Origin of the sequence: Streptomyces sp. AHU1, assembly GCF_045343905.1 — a bacterium.
Taxonomy (GTDB): Bacteria; Actinomycetota; Actinomycetes; order Streptomycetales; family Streptomycetaceae; genus Streptomyces; species Streptomyces triticiradicis.
The window spans coordinates 5,563,846-5,583,572 of the sequence record NZ_CP174283.1 but is presented as its reverse complement, the minus strand read 5'-3'; the positions used below and the strand labels follow the sequence as shown (position 1 = coordinate 5,583,572).

The following is a 19,727-nucleotide window of genomic DNA, read 5'->3' as shown; positions in this document are numbered from 1 at the left end:
CACGCTTCAAGGTGCTTCCGCCCAGGGGCCCCGGGACCGGGGCATCCGCACCACTTTGTTACGCGAGAGGCGTACGTGCCGCTGCCGTACCCTCGACCCCATGTCGCTCTACGCCGCGTACGCCGGCAATCTCGATTCCCGGCTCATGACGCGCCGCGCCCCGCACTCGCCGCTGCGCGCCACGGGCTGGCTGAACGGCTGGCGGCTGACCTTCGGCGGCGAGCACATGGGCTGGGAGGGGGCGCTCGCGACGATCGTCGAGGCGCCGGGGTCCCAGGTCTTCGTGGCGCTGTACGACATCGCACCGCCGGACGAGGACTCCATGGACCGCTGGGAGGGTGTCGGCCTCGACATCTACCGGCGGATACGTGTACGTGTGCACACACTGGAGGGCGAGGAAGCCGCGTGGGTGTACGTACTGAACGGGTACGAGGGAGGACTGCCCTCGGCGCGTTACCTGGGCGAGGTCGCGGACGCCGCCGAGTCGGCGGGGGCGCCGCACGACTACGTCATGGAGCTGCGCAAGCGGCCCTGCTGAGCCCCGCCCCTACCGGCGCGCCCCGCCGCTCCGCGGCGGAATCCGTGCCGCTCCGCGGCGGTTTTCCCACCGGCCCACCCGTCTCGCTCCGTGGCAAGGGTGCCCTCGTCACCCCGCCGCTCCGCGGCGCGTCTCCCACCCGCCCGCCCGTCCCGGCCCGTCATGACGCGCCCTCGCCGTGGCCTCGGTCTCACCCATTTGTCGGAAACGACAAGACAACGATCGCAAGACCGTGAGCCCCGTCATCTACGCGCGTAGGCCCAGACCGGCTACGCTCTTGCGCGTGAACGCATCTCTTCTTCCGGACGACATCCAGGGCGACCCCCACGCCGCCGCCGACGCCGCCGCCACGCGCCTGCGTGAGCTGACGGGCGCCGAGACCCACGACGTCGCCCTCGTGATGGGCTCCGGCTGGGCTCCCGCCGTGGACGCCCTCGGCACCCCCGAGGCCGACTTCCCGGTCACCGAGCTGCCCGGCTTCCCGGCACCGGCCGTCGAGGGGCACGGCGGCAGGATCCGCTCGTACCGGATCGGCGACAAGCGCGCCCTGGTCTTCCTCGGCCGCACCCACTACTACGAGGGCCGCGGTGTCGCCGCCGTCGCGCACGGCGTCCGTACCGCCGTCGCCGCCGGCTGCAAGACCATCGTCCTCACCAACGGCTGCGGCGGTCTGCGCGAGGGCATGCGCCCCGGTCAGCCCGTGCTGATCAGCGACCACATCAACCTGACGGCCACCTCGCCGATCGTCGGCGCGAACTTCGTCGACCTCACCGACCTGTACTCGCCGCGGCTGCGCGCGCTGTGCAAGGAGGTCGACCCCACGCTGGAGGAGGGCGTCTACGCCCAGTTCCCCGGCCCGCACTACGAGACCCCCGCCGAGATCCGGATGGCCCGTGTCATCGGCGCCGACCTGGTGGGCATGTCGACGACCCTCGAGGCCATCGCCGCGCGCGAGGCGGGCGCCGAGGTGCTCGGCATCTCCCTCGTCACCAACCTCGCCGCCGGCATGACGGGCGAGCCCCTCAACCACGAGGAAGTCCTCCAGGCGGGCCGCGACTCGGCCGCGCGCATGGGGGAACTCCTGACCCAGGTGCTGGATCGTCTGTAGGCGACAGGGTCGCGTGCCCCCGGTGCCGGGGGCGGAACGACCCGGGCACACGGAAGCCGTACGACCGAAGAGAGGTGCACCCCAGGTGCAGGACGACATCGTCGCGCGGGCCGAGGCGTGGCTGGCCGAGGACCCCGACGCGGAGACCCGTGACGAACTCGCCAAGCTCGTGGAGGCGGGGGACGTCACCGAGCTGACCGCCCGCTTCAGCGGGACGCTCCAGTTCGGCACCGCGGGCCTGCGCGGTGAACTCGGCGCCGGACCGATGCGGATGAACCGCAGCGTGGTCATCCGGGCCGCGGCCGGACTCGCCGCGTATCTCAAGGCCAAGGGGCGGACCGGCGGACTCGTGGTGATCGGCTACGACGCCCGCCACAAGTCCGCGGACTTCGCCCGCGACACCGCGGCCGTGATGACGGGCGCGGGCCTGCGCGCCGCCGTCCTGCCCCGGCCGCTGCCCACCCCCGTCCTCGCCTACGCCATAAGGCACCTCGGCGCGGTCGCGGGCGTGGAGGTCACCGCCAGCCACAACCCGCCCCGCGACAACGGCTACAAGGTCTACCTCGGCGACGGCTCCCAGATCGTCCCGCCGGCCGACGCGGAGATCGCCGCCGAGATCGCCGCGGTCCGCGCGCTCGCCGACGTGCCCCGCCCCGACTCCGGCTGGGAGACCCTGGGCGAGGACGTCCTGGACGCCTATCTGGCCCGTACGGACGCCGTCCTCGCCGAGGGCTCGCCGCGCACCGCCCGCACCGTCTACACGGCCATGCACGGCGTCGGCAAGGACGTGCTGCTCGCCGCCTTCGCGCGCGCCGGCTTCCCGGAGCCGGTGCTCGTCGCCGAGCAGGCGGAGCCCGACCCGGACTTCCCGACCGTCGCCTTCCCCAACCCGGAGGAGCCCGGCGCGATGGACCTCGCCTTCGCGGCGGCCCGCGCGGCGGAACCCGACCTGGTCATCGCCAACGACCCGGACGCCGACCGGTGCGCCGTGGCCGTGAGGGACGGCGCCGACTGGCGCATGCTGCGCGGCGACGAGGTCGGCGCGCTGCTCGCCGAGCACCTGGTGCGACGGGGCGCGCGCGGCGTCTTCGCCGAGTCGATCGTCTCCTCCTCGCTGCTCGGCCGGATCGCCGAGGGCGCGGGCCTGCCGTACGAGGAGACCCTCACCGGCTTCAAGTGGATCGCCCGCGTGGAGGGCCTGCGGTTCGGCTACGAGGAGGCGCTCGGCTACTGCGTCGACCCCGAGGGCGTGCGCGACAAGGACGGCATCACCGCCGCCCTCCTGATCACCGAGCTGGCCTCGGAGCTCAAGGAGCGGGGCCGGACCCTGCTCGACCTCCTCGACGACATCGCCGTCGCGTACGGGCTGCACGCCACCGACCAGCTCTCGGTGCGGGTGGAGGACCTCTCGGTCATCGCGAACGCCATGCGCCGGCTGCGCGAGCAGCCGCCCACGGAGCTCGCGGGCCTGGCCATCACGAAGGCCGAGGACCTGACGCGGGGGACGGACAAGCTGCCGCCCACGGACGGCCTGCGCTACACGCTGGACGGCGCCCGGGTCATCGTCCGGCCGAGCGGCACCGAGCCCAAGCTGAAGTGCTACCTGGAGGTCGTGGTGCCCGTCGGCGGCCACGACGGTCTCCCGGAGGCCCACGCGAAGGCCGCGGAACTGCTGACGGCGATCAAGCGGGACCTGTCGGCCGCGGCCGGCATCTGACCGCCTCCGTCCAGGGCCCCGGTGCGGCGGCGCGTCCGCCGCACCGGGGCCCTGACACGCGCACCCACCCTCCTTAAGGGTGATTTCCGCACGGCACTTGACGCAGCGCTCCCGTGCGCCACCGGACGACCGAGGAACGGTTACCGGCAGCGCACCATCGAGTCCCAGGAGCCGCCGCGTGCCCTCGACCGATTCCCGGCCGACGTCCGCCCCGCCCCGGAGCGCCCCGGGCGGGACCGTCCCCGGCGTCCCGGCCGCCCGGCGCGCGCCCGGCGCGGCCGGTCTCCTCGCCGTGGTCCGCGCCCCCCTGCGGCACGCGGCCCCCGCCCTCCTCGCCTACGCGGCCGTCCGCCTCACCGGTCTGCTCGCCCTCGCGCTCTGGGCCCACCGCAGACATCACGGCGTCTGGCCGATCCTGGCGGCCCAATGGGACGCGAACTGGTACCTCGGCATCGCCGACCACGGGTACGCGCGCCATCTGGGCACCGCGTTCGACGCGAACAACCTGGCCTTCTTCCCGCTCTACCCGGTCCTCGTCAAGGCGGTCGCGGCCCTGACGCCCGGCTCGCGCGCCTCGACCGGGCTGGCGATCTCGGTCGTGTGCTCCTTCGCCGCCGCCTGGGGCGTCCACGCGGTGGGCAGCCACCTGCACGGCCGTCGCGCGGGTGTGCTGCTGACCGTGCTGTGGGCGGCCCTGCCCGTGGGCCTGGTCCAGTGGATGGGCTACACGGAGTCGCTGTTCACCGCGTTCGCCGCGTGGGCGCTGTACGCGGTGCTCACCGGCCGGCCGCTGTGGGCGGCCTCGCTGGCGGCGCTGGCTGGGCTGACCCGGCCCACCGGTGTCGCGGTGGCCGCCGCCGTGACCGTGACCGCGCTGCTGTCGCTGCGCCGCGGCTTCACGGTCCGGGCGCTCGCGGCGGCCGCCCTGGCTCCGGCGGGCTGGCTCGCGTACGTGGGCTGGGTGGGCTTCAGACTGGGCCGCTGGGACGGCTACTTCGCCGTGCAGCGGCTGTGGCACAACGACTGGGACGGCGGTGCGGAGACCGTGCGCCGACTGCGGGAGGTGCTGGCGCAGAACTCCTCGCCCGAGCTGTTCCTGGTGATGGTGACCGTGACCCTGCTGGCGGCGGTGGCGCTGTACGCGCTCTGCACGGGGGACCGCCAGCCGCTCCCGCTGCTGGTCTTCACCGGGGTCCTGCTGCTGATCGTCCTCGGCAGCGGCGGCGTCTACTTCCCGCGCGCCCGCTTCCTGCTCCCCGGCTTCCCGCTGCTGCTCCCCGTGGCCCTCCACCTGACCCGCGCCTCACGCCGCTTCCGCACCCTGTTCCTGACGGCCGCGGTGCTGGGTTCGGCGTACTGCGGCGCGTACATGGTCCTGGTGTGGCCGAGCGCGCCCTGATCCCACGTCGGCGCCGGCCCCGCCGGCTGTTTCCCCGCCCTCCGCGAACGGCGCCCGGCCCGCCCGCGGTCGCGGGCGGGCCGGGCGCCGTTCGTCCGCGGACCCTCAGCAGGTTCCCGCGCGGCTGTAGGCACCGAGCTGTTCGAGCGTGGTGTTGTTCGACTCGTACGCGTTGTACACGCTCGGTGTCCCGCTGTACTTCAGCAGCGACTCGTCGTTGGCGTGCAGCGACTGGGAGGTGTAGTTGACGCTGCCCGTCCAGATGATCTGCTGCGCGGAACCCAGGTACCCGGCGTCGACCAGAAGGTACTTCGAGTGCACCATGGCGGCGGGAGGGGCCGTCTTGTCGAACCGGTAGACGGCCACGCCGTTGTGCGGACCGCAGGCGCTGAGCGCGGTGACCGCGCTGTCGTCGGACGTGCCCTGGTCGGTGTAGACGGCGTGCACGGTGCAACCGGCGTCGTCGAGGCTCTTCAGCTTCTGGGCGACGGCCACGTCCTTGATGTCGTACATGGCCATGTGCACGCTGCCCCCGTTCGAGCAGTCCACATTGCCGAGGATGTCGAGGATGACGTTCTTGCTCGTGTCCTGCTGGGGGAAGAAGTACGCCTTCGCGCTGGTGCCCGTCGTCGCGTTGGTGGCCGCCACCGTCGTGTAGTCGACGCTCGACGCCGCACCGGACATCTGGGCCGCCTTCAGCGCCGTGAAGCGGTCGATGTAGGCCTGGTAGATGTCGGGCTGGTCGACCACGGTCAGCGCGTTGTTCCAGGCGTTGATGCCGCCGTTCACGCCCGAGGTCGTGGAGATCATGTTGGCTGACGACTGGACCACCACGTCGGAACTGCCGGACGTGCTGGTGAACAGGTAGAACTTGTTGTGGTTGATGATGTCGCCGGCGGTGTTGTGCTCGATGCAGCCGCCGTGGCACAGCAGGACGTACGAACCGGCGGCGGGGTCGTCCCCCAGCACGCTCTTCAGGTCGGCGGTCGTCTTCTGGACGCCGGACGACGGCGCGTAGTCGTCCGCGACGATCTTGACGTTGACGCCACGCCGGTACGCGTTCACCAGGGCGTCGTAATAGGCCTGCGAGTTGAAGGCGTAGAAGGAAAGACGGATCGTCGCGCCCGCCGGGGTCCCGTCGATCAGACCTGTCAGGTAGTTCTGGATCGCGTATTTGTCCGTCGCGTCGTTCGGATTGTTGAAGACGGCGTTGTTGGACAGCGCATTCGTCGCGTGGCTCGGCGCGCCGGAACCGAGAGCGACGCCCAGGGACATCACCAGGGCCAAAACCATACGTGAAAAGCGGACTCGCACAGTTCTATGCAAAACTTACGCCCCTACAAAAGGCCCGAAAGGCAGCATCGGGTTCGTTTATGGACATGTGAAACAGCTGGACTCGGCACAGCCGCATGAGCATAACGAAGCGTCAGCCACGGTTCGGAGGGCGCCGGGGTGTGCGGGCACCGGTGCGCGAGGAACGGCCCCGAAGGACTGGGGGAATCTAACCCTCCGGGATGGCGGCGACGGTCACCTGCCCGTCCATCAGGCATTCGATGAGAACGGGGTGCCCGAGCGGATGGATCCAGAAGTGCGGCCCGGCGTCCAGGATGTCCCGCGCGTGCCGCACCGCGACGTCCGCGGGCATCGTGACGACGGGCATCACATGGTTCCCCCGGACGACCGCGACCCGCTCCCCCCGCCGCACGTACGGGGAGAGCAATTCCGCCGCCATCCCCGCCCAGTGCTCCTCGTCGTCCCACCGGAGACGTTCTCGGTACGCAGCGGATTCGAAGTCGATCACGTCCCCGGAGGCCGCCGGAAACCTGCTCAGGGTCGCCGCCGCCAGTTCACGGTTCTCGGCGAGATTCAATTTCACGACCTGTCGGCCGTCGTCGTCGTGCGGGTCGTTCATGAAGTCCGGAAGGTATTCCGGACGACTCGCGTAGGAACTGTCGCCGGTCATGCGTTCCGCCTCGGTCGGTTCCGGAGGGGCGGCCGGTTCCGGAGGAGGCGGTCGGTTCCAGAGAGGCGGCCGGTTCCGGGGCGGACGGGCTCAGCCCGTGATCAGCAGGATCGCCAGGACGACGGCGCCGGCGAGCGCCGGGCCCATCACCTCGTACGCCCAGCGCACCGTGACCTCGCCCTGCGCGCCGTCCGCGGCGGCCCTGGCCTCGGCCAGCTCCCGCAGTTCGTCCATGACCCGGTCGGTCTCGGCGCGGGACGGCGCGTCGGCGGCGGCACCCCGGCCGAAGGCGGACCCGCGGCCCAGGGACGACGGGCGGCCGTCGCCGCCGCGGCCGGCCTGCCCCTGCACCGGCTGCCTGGACGCCTTCTTGCGGGCGCGCAGCGACACCGGCACCGACCACAGCTGGTACTTCGTGCCCGAGGTGTCGACCACCTCGTTCGAGTAGTGCGAGCGCAGCGAGGCGACCTTGCCCCAGGGGAGCACGATCACGCGCAGCGGGTTGCGGATGCGCAGCCGGTCCTCGTTGGCGTAGACGGCGGGACGCAGGGTGAAGGCGATCACGACCGGGACGATGAGGATCAGCCCGGCGAGCGCCAGCCAAGGGGTGCGGCCGTGTCCGGAGATCAGCGCGTCGAGGCCGAGCCAGCCCACGATGAGGAGCAGGAGGACGCCGCCCGCGATACCGGCGGGCGACCGGTAGATCCGGTCCCTGGCCTCGGGTCGCGAGGCGTCCGGAAGGGGTGACTGGTGGTCGGGGGTCGTCATGGTCCCGATTGTGCCCGACGCGTGCGGATCACTTGAGCTCGGCGAGGTCTCGCTACGATCGCGAAAAACCTCGCCGCGCCCGCCTCCCGGGCACCGCGAGCGCGCCGGACACGACGTCCTCGAGCATCCGGCGGAACGTCGGGCATTCCATGTGGCTCGGCGCCGGGCAGGCGGCGGTGTGCCGCAGGGAGTCGCGCAGGACCGCGAGCTCGCGGATCGTCCGGTCCAGTTCGTCGGCCTTGTCGAGAAGGGTCCGGGGCTCGATGCGCGGGCGCCCGTCCGGCGCGAACATCCGGGCGATCTCGTCCAGCGAGAACCCGGCGGAACGCCCGATCGCGATCAGCGCCAGCCGTTCCAGCACGGCGGGGTCGTACTGCCGTCGCAGGCCGCGCCTGCCCGTCGGGGCGATGAGCCCCTTCTCCTCGTAGTACCGCAGGGTCGAAGCCGGCACTTCGGCGCGGCGTGCCACTTCGGCGATGTCCAGGTCCGGCATCCTCTTGACCTCAAGTCGGCTTGAAGTAGGACGCTGTCATCTCCAGACCACGAGGGCAAGCACGGGAGGCGTCATGGAAGCCGGTCGCGGGGCGGACGGCACGGTGGGCGAGGAGCAGTCGAAGCGCTGGAACGGCCCGGCCGGGAACGCCTGGGTCGAGTCCCAGGACATGGTGGACGCGTTGTTCGCGCCGCTGGAGGAGCTGCTCGTCGAGGCGTTCCCGGCCGGGCAGGGGGGCCGGGTCCTCGATGTCGGCTGCGGCACGGGCGGTACGACGGTGGCCGTCGCGCGCCGGCTCGGTCCCGGGGGCCGGTGCGTCGGCGTCGACATCTCGGAGCCGATGGTGGAGGCCGCGCGCGCCCGGGCGGAGCGGGAGGGGGTGGCCGCCTCCTTCGTCCGCGCCGACGCGCAGGACCACGTCTTCGGGCCCCCGGCCTTCGACGCGGTCGTCTCCCGCTTCGGCGTCATGTTCTTCGCCGATCCGGTGCGGGCCTTCACCAACCTGCGGCGGGCGGTGAGGGCCGGCGCCGTGCTGCGGTTCGTCGTCTGGCGGGACGTCGCGGAGAACCCGTTCATGACGACGGCGGAGCGCGCCGCGGCGCCGCTCATGCCGGACCTGCCCGCGCGTGATCCCGACGCACCGGGGCAGTTCGCGCTGGCGGACGCGGACAAGGTGCGCCGGCTGCTGGAGGCGAGCGGCTGGGACGGGGTCGGCGTCCGGCCCGTCGACGCGGTCTGCGTCATGCCGGAGAAGGAGCTGACTCCGTACTTCAGCCGGTTCGGGCCGGTCGGGATCGCCCTGCGTGACGCGGACGAGGCGACCCGGGGCCGGGTCGTTCCGGCGGTCCGTGCCGCGTTCGAGCCGTTCGTCCACGGGGCGGAGGTTCGCTTCACGGCGGCGTGCTGGCAGATCGACGCGCGGGCCTCCGGCCGGTGATCGGGTTCGGCTCCGGTGGGTGGGGGGGTCGGGGCCGCGCCGGTACATCCGCCCGCATCCGAACGGATCCCAGCGGCGCTGTGAAGCGCAGGGGGGGTTCTGATCCGTCCGGCCTGCGGGCATTCGATGTACCGGCACGGCCCCTCCCGCGCGCGGCCGACTGCGGGTGCGAAATCCAGCCCCTCCGGCGTTTGAGGAGCGGGGGTCCGGGGGCAGCGCCCCCGGGTACGGGTCGGGTAGGGGCGGAGGGGGCGAAAAAACGCTTGGGGGGCGGGGAAACCCCGGGTTCCGGGATCGGGCTGGTTCCGAGGGGGCGGCCCGGGGGCAAAAAATGCCCCGGGGACCCTGGGGCTGTACAAGCCGCTACGCGCGTAGATATGCTCGTCTGGTGACCATGCCCACCTCTGCCCACGCACTCGGCGACGTGACTGCGTCCGACAGCACGCTGCGCCGCTTCCTCCACGGGCTGCCCGGCGTCGACGCGGTCGGCCTGGAGGCGCGCGCCGCCTCGCTCGGTACCCGTTCCATCAAGACCACCGCGAAGGCGTACGCCATCGACCTCGCCATCTCGATGGTCGACCTGACGACGCTGGAAGGCGCGGACACCCCGGGCAAGGTCCGGGCGCTCGGCGCCAAGGCGGTCCTCCCGGACCCGACCGACCGCACGACGCCCACCACGGCGGCGGTCTGCGTCTATCCCGACATGGTGGCCGTCGCGAAGGAGGCCGTCGCCGGCTCCGGGGTGAAGGTCGCCTCGGTCGCGACCGCGTTCCCGGCCGGCCGCGCCGCGCTCGCCGTGAAGCTGGCCGACGTCCGCGACGCCGTCGCTGCGGGCGCCGACGAGATCGACATGGTCATCGACCGCGGGGCGTTCCTCGCGGGCAGATACTTGAAGGTGTACGACGAGATCGTCGCCGTGAAGGAGGCCTCGGGCGCAGCCCGCCTGAAGGTCATCTTCGAGACCGGCGAGCTGTCGACGTACGACAACATCCGGCGGGCGAGCTGGCTCGGCATGCTGGCCGGAGCCGACTTCATCAAGACCTCCACCGGCAAGGTGGCCGTGAACGCGACGCCCGCGAACACGCTGCTGATGCTGGAGGCCGTCCGCGACTTCCGCGCCCAGACCGGCGTGCAGGTCGGCGTGAAGCCGGCCGGCGGCATCCGCACCACCAAGGACGCCGTCAAGTTCCTGGTCCTGGTGAACGAGACCGCGGGCGAGGACTGGCTGGACAACCACTGGTTCCGCTTCGGCGCGTCCTCGCTCCTGAACGACCTGCTGATGCAGCGTCAGAAGCTGGCCACCGGCCGCTACTCCGGCCCCGACTACGTGACGGTGGACTGATCCATCATGGCTTCCGCATTCGAATACGCACCGGCGCCCGAGTCCCGCTCCGTCGTCGACATCGCCCCCTCCTACGGCCTGTTCATCGACGGTGAGTTCACCGAGGCCGCCGAGGGCAAGGTCTTCAAGACCGTCTCCCCCTCCAGCGAGGAGGTCCTCTCCGAGATCGCCCAGGCGGGCGAGGCGGACGTCGACCGCGCGGTGAAGGCGGCCCGCAAGGCGTTCGTGAAGTGGTCCGCGCTGCCGGGCTCCGAGCGCGCCAAGTACCTGTTCCGCATCGCGCGGATCATCCAGGAGCGCAGCCGCGAGCTGGCGGTCCTGGAGACGCTGGACAACGGCAAGCCGATCAAGGAGACCCGCGACGCGGACCTCCCCCTGGTCGCCGCGCACTTCTTCTACTACGCGGGCTGGGCCGACAAGCTCGACCACGCCGGTTTCGGCGCGAACCCGCGTCCGCTGGGCGTCGCGGGCCAGGTCATCCCGTGGAACTTCCCGCTGCTGATGCTGGCGTGGAAGATCGCCCCGGCCCTCGCGACCGGCAACACGGTCGTCCTCAAGCCCGCGGAGACCACGCCCCTGACGGCGCTGTTCTTCGCGGACATCTGCCGCCAGGCGGGCCTGCCCAAGGGTGTCGTCAACATCCTTCCCGGGTACGGCGACGCGGGCGCGGCGCTGGTCGCGCACCCGGACGTGGACAAGGTCGCCTTCACCGGCTCCACGGCCGTGGGCAAGGAGATCGCGCGGACGGTCGCGGGCTCGCACAAGAAGGTCACGCTCGAACTGGGCGGCAAGGGCGCGAACATCGTCTTCGACGACGCCCCGATCGACCAGGCCGTCGAGGGCATCGTCAGCGGCATCTTCTTCAACCAGGGCCAGGTCTGCTGCGCGGGTTCGCGGCTGCTGGTCCAGGAGTCGATCCACGACGAGCTGCTCGACTCGCTCAAGCGCCGTCTGTCGACGCTGCGCCTCGGCGACCCGCTGGACAAGAACACGGACATCGGCGCGATCAACTCCTCCGAGCAGCTCGCTCGCATCACCTCGCTCGTCGAACAGGGCGAGGCGGAAGGTGCCGAGCGCTGGTCCCCGGCCTGTGAGCTCCCGTCCGCGGGCTACTGGTTCGCCCCGACGCTCTTCACGAACGTCACCCAGGCGCACACCGTCGCCCGTGACGAGATCTTCGGTCCGGTGCTGTCCGTCCTGACGTTCCGCACCCCGGACGAGGCGGTCGCCAAGGCCAACAACTCCGCGTACGGCCTCTCGGCGGGCGTCTGGTCCGAGAAGGGCTCCCGGATCCTCGCCGTGGCGAACAAGCTCCGCGCGGGTGTCGTCTGGTCCAACACGTTCAACAAGTTCGACCCGACCTCGCCGTTCGGCGGGTACAAGGAGTCGGGCTTCGGCCGCGAGGGCGGCCGTCACGGCCTGGAGGCGTACCTCGCCCCGTCTAGCCCGGAGGGCGAGCGATAAATGAGTGCAGCCGAGAAGTCCGAGCAGCAGCGTCTGAGCGTCTTCAAGACCTACAAGCTGTACGTGGGCGGCAAGTTCCCGCGTTCCGAGAGCGGCCGGGTGTACGAGGTGAGCGACTCCAAGGGCAAGTGGCTGGCGAACGCGCCGCAGTCGAGCCGCAAGGACGCCCGTGACGCGGTCGTCGCCGCGCGCAAGGCGTTCGGCGGCTGGTCCGGCGCGACCGCGTACAACCGCGGCCAGGTCCTGTACCGCGTCGCCGAGATGCTGGAGGGCCGCAAGGAGCAGTTCGTCCGCGAGGTGGCCGACGCGGAGGGTCTGTCGAAGGCGAAGGCGGCGGCCGTCGTCGACGCGGCGATCGACCGCTGGATCTGGTACGCGGGCTGGACCGACAAGATCGCCCAGGTCGTGGGCGGCGGCAACCCGGTCGCGGGACCGTACTTCAACCTCTCCTCCCCCGAGCCGACGGGCGTGGTGACGGTCCTGGCACCGCAGGAGTCGTCCTTCCTCGGTCTGGTGTCGGTGATCGCCCCGGTGATCGCCACCGGCAACACGGTGATCGTGATCGCCAGCGAGAAGTCCCCGCTCCCGGCGCTGTCGCTGGGCGAGGTGCTGGCCACCTCCGACGTGCCCGGCGGTGTCGTGAACATCCTGTCCGGCCGGACCGCGGAGATCGCGGCCCCGCTGGCCGCGCACCAGGACGTCAACGCGATCGACCTGGCCGGCGCGGACGAGGTGCTGGCGAAGGAGCTGGAGATCGCGGCCGCGGACAACCTGAAGCGCGTCGTCCGTCCACAGGCTGTGGATTACGCGCGGACTCCCGGGACCGAGCGTCTGACGGCCTTCCTGGAGACGAAGACGGTCTGGCACCCGACCGGTTCCCTGGGCGCCGGGGGCTCGTCGTACTGAGCCCCGGCCCCGGGAGGCCGACGCCCTGAGACGCCGGGGCCCCGATCCGTGTCCCCGGGGCCCCGGACATGAGAGAGCCGCGCCTTCCCCTGACGGGAGCGCGGCTCTCTCATGTCCGGGGCCCCAGAGGCCCGCGGCGGGGCTCAGCGCAGGAGTCCGGCCGCCTGGCCGACCCCCGGGACGCTGCCGACCGACTGCGCCTGCGCCACCGGCCCGGTGAGCGTCTTCGAGGAGAGCGGCTTGAAGTCCCCCACCTGGGTGCCCAAGCCGTTGTCGAGCGGGTCCACACCGGTGCCGGCCAGTGGGTTGGGCTTGAGGCCCTCGACGGGGGCCGTGACGTGCCCCACGGTCCCGGTCAGCTCCTTCGCCCCCGTCTGCGGGTCGACGTGGCCGAGCGAGGCGGACCGGGTGCGCACGGTGTCGACGGCGGAGGCCGTGTCCGCGAAGGCCGGTGTGGCCGCGGCCGCACCGGCGGCGGCCACGCCGACCATCGCCGCGATCCGCGCCGTCGTACGGGCCAGGGTGTTCCGCTGAGCTGCGTGTCGCGCCATCAGGTATTCCTCTTTGACTAGCGGAGAGTGAAGAGCGGAGTGCGATTGCCGCGACACGCACAGTAGTTGAAGGGGATCGCGCCCCGGGCGGCCAATGCGGTGGATTCGCCCCTGCGGGTCAACAGGCATATCAGCGCCACTCGTCACATCCGCCCGTCATCGGTCCGTGCATACGGCAAAGCCGGGGATAATGGCGGGGAGCCGCGTCGACGCGCGGCGTCGCCGGACCCGTGACAGAAGGTGCAGACCATTGGGTTCCCCTCTCCCGATACCCGCCCGCGTGGTACTGCTCTGCGGTCCCTCCGGTTCCGGGAAGTCCCTTCTCGCCGCCGCCTCCGGGCTTCCGGTGCTCCGCCTCGACGACTTCTACAAAGAAGCCGGTGACCCGACGCTGCCCCAGGTCGAGGGCAGCGCTGACATCGACTGGGACCACCCGCTGTCGTGGGACGCGGACACCGCCGTCGCCGCGATCGAGGAACTGTGCCGTACGGGACGTACGACCATCCCCGTCTACGACATCTCCCTGAGCGCCCGCACCGGCACCGAGGCCCTGGGCATCGACGGGTCACCGCTGTTCATCGCGGAGGGGATCTTCGCCGCCGAGATCGTCGAGCGCTGCCGCGAACTCGGCGTCCTCGCCGACGCGTTGTGCCTGTCCCGGGGCGCGGTCACCACGTTCCGGCGCCGTTTCGTGCGGGACCTGAAGGAGGGCCGCAAGTCGGTCCCCTTCCTGCTGCGGCGCGGCTGGCGGCTGATGCGCGCCGAGCGCTCCATCGTGGCGCGCCAGGCCGCCCTGGGCGCCCACCCCTGCGACCGGGACGAGGCACTCGTCCGGCTGACGGCCGCCGCGGCCGCACAGCGGGCGTCCGCTCCCACGACGGCGGCGTAGAACCGCACCCGGAAGCCGTCGCTCCGGCGGTGCGCCCGAGAACGCGCGAACGAAAGAAGGTCCAGGCGGACCCCCGACCGCCTGGACCTTCTTCCGTTTCCCCCGTGGTCCCCCGTGACACGGTCGAACCCCCGTGACCCGTTTCCCCGTGACCCCGTTCGGCGTCGGCTCCCCCCGGAACCGACTCCCCCCGTCACCGGCTCCCCCCGGAGCCGGCCCCCGTTCCTCAGACCCTCAGGCGACGAGCTCCCCGAAGGACTCCTCCTCGTCACGGCCGAAGCTGAGGACCTCGTCCTCGCGCATCCGGCGGAGCGACCGCCAGATGCTGGACTTCACCGTGCCGACACTGATGCCGAGGATCTCCGCGATCTCCGGGTCGGTGCGGCCCTCGTAGTAACGGAGGACCAGCATCGTGCGCTGGAGTTCGGGCAGCCGGGCCAGCGCCTGCCACAGGACCGCGCGCAGCTCGGTGCCGCGCATCGCGTCCGTGTCACCGGGCGTCTCCGGCAGTTCCTCGGTCGGGTACTCGTTCAGCTTGCGGCGGCGCCACGCGCTGATGTGCAGGTTCGTCATGGTGCGGCGGAGGTAGCCCCCGACCGCGGCCTTGTCGCTGATCCGGTCCCAGGCCCGGTAGGTCGAGAACAGCGCGCTCTGCAGCAGGTCCTCGGCCTCGAAGCGGTCACCGGTCAGGTGGTAGGCGGTTGCGTACAGGGAGGCGCGGCGCTCCTGGACGTAGGCGGTGAAGGCCGCTTCGGCCTCCGCGCTCCCCGTCCCGGAACGACGCTCCCCCGTGACCTCCCCGTACGCGGCTCCCCCGTGAGCCTTCCACCCCGTCGTGCCCACGGCGGCGGCCGCCGTGGTGTTCTCCCCCGTGAAACCGTCAACCACCGTCATGTACGCGGTGTGCTGACGCCCGGCTCCGCGAGCGCACCCCCGTCCGCTGCTCACGTTGCCGGACTTCTCCGTGGCCCGGGTGACGTCGTGGAGCCGCGTGACAACTGCGCTAGTGCTGGTGCTGTGCAGCGTGTTCATCTCGCGCCCCCCGTCGTGGAGTCCCGGATCTTCGGTTCGTTCCGTCGTGCGTCCTGCCTTGTGTGGAAAAGCTTGCCGGGCCGACTTCATGGCCTTGTCCGCCGACTGTCACAGACCTGTCACAGGGGACGTCACCGGGCGCGCCACAGCGCGATCACAGAGAAGAGCGGTACGACTACGCAGATGACCACTCGGGCCCCGGACTCTGCCCGAGAGGGCCTTCGTTGCGCCCGGGAGACGAGTGGGAGCGCTCCAACAGTCGATACCCGAGCATGACATGGGTCAGAATGACGTCCGTGCCTTCCCTGTTGCTGATCGAGGACGACGACGCCATCCGGACGGCCCTGGAGCTCTCTTTGACGCGCCAGGGACACCGGGTGGCCACCGCTGCCACCGGTGAGGACGGTCTGAAGCTGCTGCGCGAGCAGCGACCGGATCTGATCGTGCTGGACGTGATGCTGCCCGGCATCGACGGATTCGAGGTGTGCCGGCGCATCCGGCGCACCGACCAGCTGCCGATCATCCTGCTGACCGCGCGCAGTGACGACATCGACGTCGTGGTCGGGCTGGAGTCCGGCGCCGACGACTACGTCGTCAAGCCGGTGCAGGGCCGGGTGCTCGACGCCCGGATCCGGGCCGTGCTGCGCCGCGGCGAGCGGGAGGCGAACGACTCGGCGTCGTTCGGCTCGCTGGTCATCGACCGGGCCGCGATGACGGTCACCAAGAACGGTGAGGACCTGCAACTGACGCCCACCGAGCTGAGGTTGCTCCTGGAGCTGAGCCGCAGGCCCGGACAGGCCCTGTCCCGGCAGCAGTTGCTGCGTCTGGTGTGGGAGCACGACTACCTGGGCGACTCGCGCCTGGTCGACGCCTGTGTGCAGCGGCTGCGCGCCAAGGTGGAGGACGTGCCGTCCTCGCCCACCCTGATCCGTACCGTTCGCGGCGTCGGCTACCGGCTGGACAACCCTCAGTGACCAAACCGCAGGACAAGCTCCGCGGCTGGGCCGCGGCGCGCAAGGCGTTGCTGTCCGGTCTGCGCTTCACCAGTCTGCGGCTGCGCCTGGTCGTGGTGTTCGGGCTGGTGGCGCTCACCGCCGCCGTGTCCGCGTCGGGCATCGCGTACTGGCTCAACCGCGAGGCCGTACTGACGCGCACCCAGGACGCGGTGCTGCGCGATTTCCAGCAGGAGATGCGCAACCACGCGAGCATGCTGCCCGTGCACCCGGCGCAGGACGAACTCCAGCGCACGGCGGGGCAGATGGCGAACAGCAGCCAGCGCTTCAGCGTGCTGCTGACCGCCGAGGACGTCGACGGCAAGATGATCACCGGCAACTCCGAGCTGGACACGTTCACCCTGGAGGACGTCCCCAAGTCCCTCCGGAAGGCGGTGAACAAGCAGCAGCCGCTGTCCTCGACGAACAAGTCCGCGTACCACCTGTACTGGCAGCGGATCACCCAGCACGACAAGTCGTACCTCGTGGGCGGAGCCCGGGTGATCGACGGCAGCACGACCGGCTACATGCTCAAATCGCTCGAACCGGAGGCCAAGGACCTCAACTCCCTCGCCTGGTCGCTGGGGATCGCGACGGGGCTCGCGCTGATCGGCTCGGCGCTGCTCGCCCAGGCCGCCGCGACCACGGTCCTCAAGCCGGTCCACCGCCTCGGCATCGCGGCCCGCCGGCTCGGCGAGGGCAAGCTGGACACCCGGCTGCGGGTCTCCGGCACGGACGAACTCGCCGATCTGTCACGGACGTTCAACCGGACGGCGGAGGCGCTGGAGAAACGGGTCGCGGACATGAGCGCCCGGGACGAGGCGTCCCGCCGGTTCGTCGCCGACATGTCCCACGAACTGCGCACACCGCTCACCGCGATCACCGCCGTCACCGAGATCCTCGAGGAGGAACTGGACGCGCAGACCGGCAGCGTCGACCCGATGATCGAGCCGGCCGTACGGCTGGTCGTCAGCGAGACTCGCCGCCTGGGCGACCTCGTCGAGAACCTGATGGAGGTGACCCGCTTCGACGCGGGCACCGCCCGTATCGTCCTCGACGACGTGGACATCGCCGACCAGATCACCGCGTGCATCGACGCGCGCGCGTGGCTGGACGCCGTCGACCTGGACGCCGACCGCGGCATCATGGCCCGGCTCGATCCGCGCCGCCTCGACGTGATCCTGGCGAACCTGATCGGCAACGCGCTCAAGCACGGCGGTTCGCCGGTGCGGGTGTCGGTGCGGGTGGAGGGCGAGGAACTGGTCATCGAGGTGCGGGACCACGGTCCCGGCATCCCCGAGGACGTCCTGCCGCACGTCTTCGACCGGTTCTACAAGGCCAGCGCGTCCCGCCCGCGTTCCGAGGGCAGCGGTCTGGGCCTGTCCATCGCCCTGGAGAACGCGCACATCCACGGCGGCGAGATCACCGCGGCGAACTCTCCCGAGGGCGGGGCCGTGTTCACGCTGCGCCTGCCCCAGGACGCGTCGGAACTGCTCGCCGGCGACCCGCGGGACCGTGACGGCTCCGCGCCCGGGAACGGCACGGAAGGCACCGCCGGATGACCACCGCACACCCCACCGGCCCACGGACACCCGCGCCCTCCCGGCGCGGGGTGCTGCCCTGGCTGGCCGTCCCGCTGCTCGGCGTGCTGCTCACGGGGTGCGGCATCCGTCCCACCCAGGTGCCCACCGACTTCGGTCCGGCGCCCTCCCGGGTGCCCTGCGCCCTCTCCGGCCCCGACATCACCACCCAGGCCGCGCACGGTGTGCCCGTCCAGGTGTTCCTGCTCTGCTCGGAACAGCTGGTGACGGTCGACCGGTCGGTGCGCATCCCGGACGGTACGGCGGAGTCGGCGCGCCGGGTCCTGGTGGCCCAGGCGCTGCTGGACGAGCTCGCCGAGACGCCGTCGACGCCCGAGGAGCAGGCCGGGTACACGACGGACGTCCGCGGCGGCATGACGGTGAGCGGGCCCCGCGACGGGGATCCCGAGGACACGCTGCGGCTGAGCACCTCGCCGAAGGACCTCACCCCGACGGCCCTCGCCCAGATCGTCTGCACCTTCTCGGACTCGGCCGCGGCGCGGGACGACGGCAGCGTCGTCCTGGGCGGTCCCGCCCCCTCCGCCCTGCGCAGCTACGAGTGCACCCCCGAGGTGCGCGCCGCCCCGGGCGACACGGCCCCGATGTCGACGGCTGTCCGGACTTCGTAACGCTACGGGGCCGAAAACCACCGCAGCGGAACCGATCGTGCCGGAGGCCGCGTCTTGGGGGGCGTGCAGCGTCAAGGTTCTGAGGACGGCAGCGCCGTCGCCCGCGTCCGTGTGGCAGGAGGTGTCCTCCTCGTCGCACATCTGGCGCTCGTCGCCTGGATCACGCTGCGTCCGCTGGACGTCCCCTGGGTGAGCGCCGCCAATCTGCGGCCTTTCGCGGGCATCAGAGCCGATCTCGCGCTGGACCCCGAGACGGCGGCCCGGCGTATCGCCGCGGGCCTCGGTCTGCTCGCCCCGCTGGGTGTGCTGCTCCCGATGGCGGGCGGCAGGCTCGCCGTCTCCCCGCTCGGCTCGCTCCTGCGGACGACCGCGGCCGGCGTGCTGCTGTCGCTGGGCATAGAGCTGCTGCAGACCGGGGTGCCGGGCCAGGTCGTGGACATCGACTCGATCATGCTGAACTCCCTCGGCGTGGCCCTCGCGCACCTCGCGGTCGTGCCCGTCGCGAGGGCCCGGTTCCGCCGCAGGGCCGAGACGCGGCGCCGGGCGGACGTCCTGCGGGAGGACCACGCTCAGGGTCGGACCCCGACGATTCCCAGGGTCGGGATCGCCCCCTAGAGCGAGGTATCGCGCGCTTCGTCCCCGTAGCGTCGAAGACATCGGTGAAGGCGCCGATGAGAACGACGAAGCCGGCCCCGCCGGTACTCGACGACGGTTCGCGAAGGAGCCACCATGACCGCCCTTGCCCGCCCCACGAACGGCCGCATGATCGGCGGAGTCTGTGCTGCGCTGGCACGGCGCTTCGGCACCTCGGCCACGACGATGCGCGTCGTCTTCCTCCTGTCCTGTCTGCTGCCCGGCCCGCAGTTCCTGCTCTACATAGCGCTGTGGATCCTCTTCCCGTCCGAGGACAAGGTCTCCCGCACCGCCTGGTGACGGGGCGGACACCCGGCGGCGACCGGGCGGACGGACGGCGGACGCCGGTGGGGCACACCCGACAAGGGTGTGCCCCACCGGCGTCCGGCCGTACGGAGGGCGTCGACGGACGGTGTCAGCCCAGCGGGATCCCGTTGACCGGCACACCGTGCGTGGGCAGTCCCTGCACCGGCATCCCCCCGAGCAGTCCGGCCGCGGGCGCGGTCGGGCCGCCGGCGAACGCACCCGCGGCGGCGGGCTGTGCGGCGGCCATGCCCATGCCGAGGGCGCCCTGGCTCTGGGCGAGCGCCTGAGCGGTGCCGGGCAGCGAGGAGGCGTCCTTCTCGGCGGGCAGCGTCCTGGTGACGGCGTCCAGCGCCGGTGAGGTGTCCGGCACGGCCGGGGCGGCGTTCGCGGCACCCGCGCCGACGGCGGCGAAAGCGGCGCCGAGAGCGGCGACACCGAGGGTCTTGGCGGCAGACTGCTTCATCGTGAATGCGTCCTTGG

21 protein-coding genes are annotated in these 19,727 nt (G+C 71.7%); 14 read left to right on the top strand and 7 right to left on the bottom strand.

The window, feature by feature from the left end; translation table 11 throughout:
- Positions 1–100: 100 nt before the first annotated feature.
- From ACICHK_RS24985 to ACICHK_RS24970, 4 genes are all read left to right on the top strand, one after another.
- The gene (locus ACICHK_RS24985; protein WP_151469073.1) at positions 101–538 is read left to right on the top strand and encodes a gamma-glutamylcyclotransferase; all 438 of its coding nucleotides are present in this window, start codon (positions 101–103) and stop codon (positions 536–538) included.
- Between the two features lie 283 nt (positions 539–821).
- Complete coding sequence (locus ACICHK_RS24980) at positions 822–1,646, top strand: purine-nucleoside phosphorylase (RefSeq protein WP_103554657.1); 825 nt, start codon at positions 822–824, stop codon at positions 1,644–1,646.
- An 85-nt stretch (positions 1,647–1,731) separates the two neighbouring features.
- Positions 1,732–3,363 carry a phospho-sugar mutase gene (locus ACICHK_RS24975; RefSeq protein ID WP_406838633.1) on the top strand — a complete coding sequence of 544 codons (1,632 nt, stop codon included), beginning with the start codon at positions 1,732–1,734 and terminating at the stop codon, positions 3,361–3,363.
- Positions 3,364–3,541: 178 nt separating this feature from the next.
- Positions 3,542–4,762: a hypothetical protein gene (locus ACICHK_RS24970; RefSeq protein WP_406838632.1), complete on the top strand. Its 1,221-nt coding sequence runs from the start codon at positions 3,542–3,544 to the stop codon at positions 4,760–4,762.
- Positions 4,763–4,867: 105 nt separating this feature from the next.
- Here ACICHK_RS24970 and ACICHK_RS24965 read toward each other — a convergent pair whose 3' ends face one another.
- The 4 genes from ACICHK_RS24965 to ACICHK_RS24950 all read right to left on the bottom strand — a co-directional run bounded on the left by ACICHK_RS24965 (position 4,868) and on the right by ACICHK_RS24950 (position 7,986).
- Positions 4,868–6,055, bottom strand: coding sequence for a phospholipase D-like domain-containing protein (locus ACICHK_RS24965; RefSeq protein ID WP_151469075.1), 1,188 nt, complete (start codon positions 6,053–6,055; stop codon positions 4,868–4,870).
- Positions 6,056–6,263: 208 nt separating this feature from the next.
- On the bottom strand, positions 6,264–6,725 hold the full coding sequence (locus ACICHK_RS24960) for a hypothetical protein (protein WP_406838631.1): 462 nt from the start codon (positions 6,723–6,725) through the stop codon (positions 6,264–6,266).
- Between the two features lie 90 nt (positions 6,726–6,815).
- Positions 6,816–7,493: a PH domain-containing protein gene (locus tag ACICHK_RS24955; RefSeq protein WP_406838630.1), complete on the bottom strand. Its 678-nt coding sequence runs from the start codon at positions 7,491–7,493 to the stop codon at positions 6,816–6,818.
- A 52-nt stretch (positions 7,494–7,545) separates the two neighbouring features.
- Positions 7,546–7,986: a helix-turn-helix domain-containing protein gene (locus tag ACICHK_RS24950; protein WP_406838629.1), complete on the bottom strand. Its 441-nt coding sequence runs from the start codon at positions 7,984–7,986 to the stop codon at positions 7,546–7,548.
- A gap of 73 nt (positions 7,987–8,059) precedes the next feature.
- On the opposite strand from ACICHK_RS24950, the gene ACICHK_RS24945 reads away from it, so the two are divergent.
- The 4 genes from ACICHK_RS24945 (at position 8,060) to ACICHK_RS24930 (ending at position 12,635) form a co-directional block, all read left to right on the top strand.
- Positions 8,060–8,923, top strand: coding sequence for a class I SAM-dependent methyltransferase (locus ACICHK_RS24945; protein ID WP_406838628.1), 864 nt, complete (start codon positions 8,060–8,062; stop codon positions 8,921–8,923).
- Positions 8,924–9,317: 394 nt separating this feature from the next.
- Positions 9,318–10,265 (top strand): deoxyribose-phosphate aldolase, encoded by a 948-nt coding sequence (gene deoC, locus ACICHK_RS24940; protein WP_406841314.1) that lies wholly within the window; start codon positions 9,318–9,320, stop codon positions 10,263–10,265.
- Positions 10,266–10,271: 6 nt separating this feature from the next.
- On the top strand, positions 10,272–11,729 hold the full coding sequence (locus ACICHK_RS24935) for an aldehyde dehydrogenase family protein (RefSeq protein WP_406838627.1): 1,458 nt from the start codon (positions 10,272–10,274) through the stop codon (positions 11,727–11,729).
- The gene (locus tag ACICHK_RS24930) at positions 11,730–12,635 is read left to right on the top strand and encodes an aldehyde dehydrogenase family protein (protein ID WP_406838626.1); all 906 of its coding nucleotides are present in this window, start codon (positions 11,730–11,732) and stop codon (positions 12,633–12,635) included.
- 143 nt (positions 12,636–12,778) lie between these two features.
- Here ACICHK_RS24930 and ACICHK_RS24925 read toward each other — a convergent pair whose 3' ends face one another.
- Positions 12,779–13,186 carry a hypothetical protein gene (locus ACICHK_RS24925; protein ID WP_406838625.1) on the bottom strand — a complete coding sequence of 136 codons (408 nt, stop codon included), beginning with the start codon at positions 13,184–13,186 and terminating at the stop codon, positions 12,779–12,781.
- 250 nt (positions 13,187–13,436) lie between these two features.
- Here ACICHK_RS24925 and ACICHK_RS24920 point away from each other — a divergent pair, with 250 nt between their 5' ends.
- Complete coding sequence (locus tag ACICHK_RS24920) at positions 13,437–14,075, top strand: uridine kinase (RefSeq protein WP_406838624.1); 639 nt, start codon at positions 13,437–13,439, stop codon at positions 14,073–14,075.
- Between the two features lie 234 nt (positions 14,076–14,309).
- Here ACICHK_RS24920 and ACICHK_RS24915 read toward each other — a convergent pair whose 3' ends face one another.
- On the bottom strand, positions 14,310–15,107 hold the full coding sequence (locus ACICHK_RS24915; RefSeq protein WP_406838623.1) for a SigE family RNA polymerase sigma factor: 798 nt from the start codon (positions 15,105–15,107) through the stop codon (positions 14,310–14,312).
- 296 nt (positions 15,108–15,403) lie between these two features.
- Here ACICHK_RS24915 and afsQ1 point away from each other — a divergent pair, with 296 nt between their 5' ends.
- From afsQ1 to ACICHK_RS24890, 5 genes are all read left to right on the top strand, one after another.
- Entirely contained in the window at positions 15,404–16,081 is a 678-nt protein-coding gene (gene afsQ1 / locus ACICHK_RS24910) for a two-component system response regulator AfsQ1 (protein ID WP_037625670.1), read from the top strand.
- Complete coding sequence (locus tag ACICHK_RS24905) at positions 16,078–17,661, top strand: ATP-binding protein (RefSeq protein WP_406838622.1); 1,584 nt, start codon at positions 16,078–16,080, stop codon at positions 17,659–17,661. The genes afsQ1 and ACICHK_RS24905 overlap by 4 nt, the downstream gene beginning before the upstream one ends.
- Positions 17,658–18,308: a hypothetical protein gene (locus ACICHK_RS24900; RefSeq protein WP_225860463.1), complete on the top strand. Its 651-nt coding sequence runs from the start codon at positions 17,658–17,660 to the stop codon at positions 18,306–18,308. Before ACICHK_RS24905 ends, ACICHK_RS24900 begins: the two co-directional genes overlap by 4 nt.
- Positions 18,309–18,371: 63 nt before the next feature.
- Positions 18,372–18,923: a VanZ family protein gene (locus ACICHK_RS24895; protein ID WP_151469084.1), complete on the top strand. Its 552-nt coding sequence runs from the start codon at positions 18,372–18,374 to the stop codon at positions 18,921–18,923.
- A gap of 114 nt (positions 18,924–19,037) precedes the next feature.
- Positions 19,038–19,241 (top strand): PspC domain-containing protein, encoded by a 204-nt coding sequence (locus tag ACICHK_RS24890; protein ID WP_103550199.1) that lies wholly within the window; start codon positions 19,038–19,040, stop codon positions 19,239–19,241.
- Between the two features lie 115 nt (positions 19,242–19,356).
- Here ACICHK_RS24890 and ACICHK_RS24885 read toward each other — a convergent pair whose 3' ends face one another.
- Positions 19,357–19,710 (bottom strand): ATP-binding protein, encoded by a 354-nt coding sequence (locus ACICHK_RS24885; RefSeq protein ID WP_406838621.1) that lies wholly within the window; start codon positions 19,708–19,710, stop codon positions 19,357–19,359.
- Positions 19,711–19,727 lie beyond the last annotated feature (17 nt).

Coding starts and splice junctions, on each gene's coding strand:
- ACICHK_RS24985 (WP_151469073.1), top strand. CDS start 101: ATGTCGCTCTACGCCGCGTACGCCGGCAATCTCGATTCCCGGCTCATG.
- ACICHK_RS24965 (WP_151469075.1), bottom strand. CDS start 6,055: ATGGTTTTGGCCCTGGTGATGTCCCTGGGCGTCGCTCTCGGTTCCGGC.
- ACICHK_RS24960 (WP_406838631.1), bottom strand. CDS start 6,725: ATGACCGGCGACAGTTCCTACGCGAGTCGTCCGGAATACCTTCCGGAC.
- ACICHK_RS24955 (WP_406838630.1), bottom strand. CDS start 7,493: ATGACGACCCCCGACCACCAGTCACCCCTTCCGGACGCCTCGCGACCC.
- ACICHK_RS24950 (WP_406838629.1), bottom strand. CDS start 7,986: ATGCCGGACCTGGACATCGCCGAAGTGGCACGCCGCGCCGAAGTGCCG.
- ACICHK_RS24945 (WP_406838628.1), top strand. CDS start 8,060: ATGGAAGCCGGTCGCGGGGCGGACGGCACGGTGGGCGAGGAGCAGTCG.
- deoC (WP_406841314.1), top strand. CDS start 9,318: ATGCCCACCTCTGCCCACGCACTCGGCGACGTGACTGCGTCCGACAGC.
- ACICHK_RS24935 (WP_406838627.1), top strand. CDS start 10,272: ATGGCTTCCGCATTCGAATACGCACCGGCGCCCGAGTCCCGCTCCGTC.
- ACICHK_RS24930 (WP_406838626.1), top strand. CDS start 11,730: ATGAGTGCAGCCGAGAAGTCCGAGCAGCAGCGTCTGAGCGTCTTCAAG.
- ACICHK_RS24925 (WP_406838625.1), bottom strand. CDS start 13,186: ATGGCGCGACACGCAGCTCAGCGGAACACCCTGGCCCGTACGACGGCG.
- ACICHK_RS24915 (WP_406838623.1), bottom strand. CDS start 15,107: ATGAACACGCTGCACAGCACCAGCACTAGCGCAGTTGTCACGCGGCTC.
- ACICHK_RS24900 (WP_225860463.1), top strand. CDS start 17,658: ATGACCACCGCACACCCCACCGGCCCACGGACACCCGCGCCCTCCCGG.
- ACICHK_RS24890 (WP_103550199.1), top strand. CDS start 19,038: ATGACCGCCCTTGCCCGCCCCACGAACGGCCGCATGATCGGCGGAGTC.
- ACICHK_RS24885 (WP_406838621.1), bottom strand. CDS start 19,710: ATGAAGCAGTCTGCCGCCAAGACCCTCGGTGTCGCCGCTCTCGGCGCC.